Source organism: Phreatobacter sp. AB_2022a (genome assembly GCF_026847585.1).
Classification (GTDB): domain Bacteria; phylum Pseudomonadota; class Alphaproteobacteria; order Rhizobiales; family Phreatobacteraceae; genus Phreatobacter.
In genome coordinates this window covers 1-1,121 of record NZ_JAPSET010000110.1, presented here as the reverse complement: position 1 = coordinate 1,121, position 1,121 = coordinate 1, and the positions used below count along the sequence as shown (strand labels likewise).

Annotated in this window: 1 protein-coding gene; it reads left to right on the top strand. The window is 52.2% G+C overall.

The window, feature by feature from the left end; translation table 11 throughout:
• On the top strand, window positions 1–1,121 hold a 1,121-nt coding region (locus OZ671_RS31885; protein ID WP_328286419.1), incomplete at both ends, for a DNA methyltransferase.

Here is a 1,121-nt window from a genome sequence, read left to right as displayed (position 1 = left end):
AATGGAAGAAGATCAATCCGGACATTTTCGGCTCGATGATCCAGGCAGTGGCCGACGATGATGAGCGCGGTGCGCTGGGTATGCACTACACAAGCGTGCCGAACATCCTGAAGGTCCTCAATCCGCTGTTCCTGGACGATCTCCGTGAGAAGCTCAAAGATGCTGGTGAAAACCCCCGCAAGCTGCTGAACCTCCGCAATCGGATGGCCACGATCCGGGTATTCGATCCGGCTTGCGGCTCAGGCAATTTCCTTGTCATCGCTTACAAGGAAATGCGGGCCATTGAAGCGGAGATAAATCGGCGCCGCGATGAGGCTGATCGGGCGACCGAGATCCCGCTAACCAATTTTCGGGGCGTTGAGCTGAAAAGCTTCCCGGCGGAGATCGCCCGGCTGGCGCTGATTATCGCGGAGTATCAATGCGATGTGCAGTACCGGGGGCCAAAAATGGCTCTGGCGGAGTTCCTACCTCTTGATACAGATAATTGGATCACGTGTGGCAATGCACTCAATCTAGACTGGTTGAGCATTTGTCCGCCGGCAGGTATTGGCGTGAAGTTTCACGCTGATGATTTGTTCGGTCAGCCGATTGATCAAGCACAGATCGATTTTGAAAACGAAGGAGGAGAAACCTACATCTGCGGTAATCCACCTTATATTTGGACAAATGACCAGAGCAATGAGCAAAAAAACGACCTTAAACGACTATTCGCTACGTACACGAAGTCGTGGAAATCACTAAACTACGTCTCCGGCTGGTTCCTTAAGCTCAGACAATACATCGATATTTCTCCTGCAGAAGGCGCTTTCGTTTCAATCAATACGGTTTGCCAAGGCCAGCACGCCATACGACTTTGGCCGATTATACTGTCTGGAGGGTATCGGATACATTTCGCTCATGCGGACTTTAAATGGCAGAATCTCGCGTCAAGCAACGCAGGTGTTTCTGTTGTCATTGTCGGTATTTCGCGCTTTCGGGGAAGTTCGCGTCTTTACACCGAGCAGGAGGGGCAGGTCGTTGTTCGTCAGTGCGATACGCTAGGGCCGTACCTGGTTCCCAACATCGATGTTCTGATCGACAAACGCGGTTCTCCCATCTCTAAGCTGGCCCCGATGCTTCGG